Origin of the sequence: Protofrankia sp. Cr1, from assembly GCF_963555865.1 — a bacterium.
Taxonomy (GTDB): Bacteria; Actinomycetota; Actinomycetes; order Frankiales; family Frankiaceae; genus Protofrankia.
Map to the genome: position 1 here is coordinate 1 of NZ_CAUVXO010000356.1, position 621 is coordinate 621.

At 65.2% G+C, this 621-nt stretch carries 1 protein-coding gene and 1 pseudogene; both read left to right on the forward strand.

Annotated features, from left to right (window positions below):
* Positions 1-254, forward strand: a pseudogene (locus U9980_RS21165) (IS6 family transposase); the annotation flags it as partial.
* Positions 255-367: 113 nt separating this feature from the next.
* The gene (locus U9980_RS21170) at positions 368-613 is read left to right on the forward strand and encodes a hypothetical protein (RefSeq protein ID WP_322769520.1); all 246 of its coding nucleotides are present in this window, start codon (positions 368-370) and stop codon (positions 611-613) included.
* The last annotated feature ends 8 nt before the right edge of the window (positions 614-621 follow it).

A 621-nucleotide genomic window follows, 5' to 3' on the forward strand; every position in this document is an offset into this window, starting at 1 on the left:
ATCTCGCCGCGACCCGCCGGTTCTCCACCATCGCGTTGTCGCACGGCCGCGACCCGGTGGAGTGACCACCGACCAGGCTGCCGTCTATCCGCGGCTCCTCGACGAGCTGCTGCCCGCCGTCTGGCACGTCGACGCCCGGCGGGCTGACAACCGAATCGAAGCGGGAGAAAATCCACCGCAGCCACTACGAACTCGGCGTCAACACCGACCCGCGCCTGCAGCTGACGGCTGCCTTCGCCGAACTCACCCTGGCAAGCCGATCAGCCAGCTGGCAGGGCCTGCCATGTCCTGCCTCCGGTCAACGCAACAGGGCCCGCACGTCTCGTGGAGGCTGACAGGAGAACCAGTTTCGTAATACGTTTGTCGGGTGGATGTTCACCGGTCGGCACGCAAGCATGGCATCGCCGACGCGGACAGCATCCATGCCGCCCAACGATTCCTGGTCGCCTATCCCCTCGGGGACGACGAGGAGGAGGAGCCGCGTCGGGAGCTGCGGTTGGGCCCGGACCGGGCGGGCAACCTGTTGGAGATCGTCGTCCTACTCCTGGACGACACAGATCTGATCATCCACGCGATGCGAATACGGGCGAAGTACTCCGATCTTCTGCCATGATCAGTGAA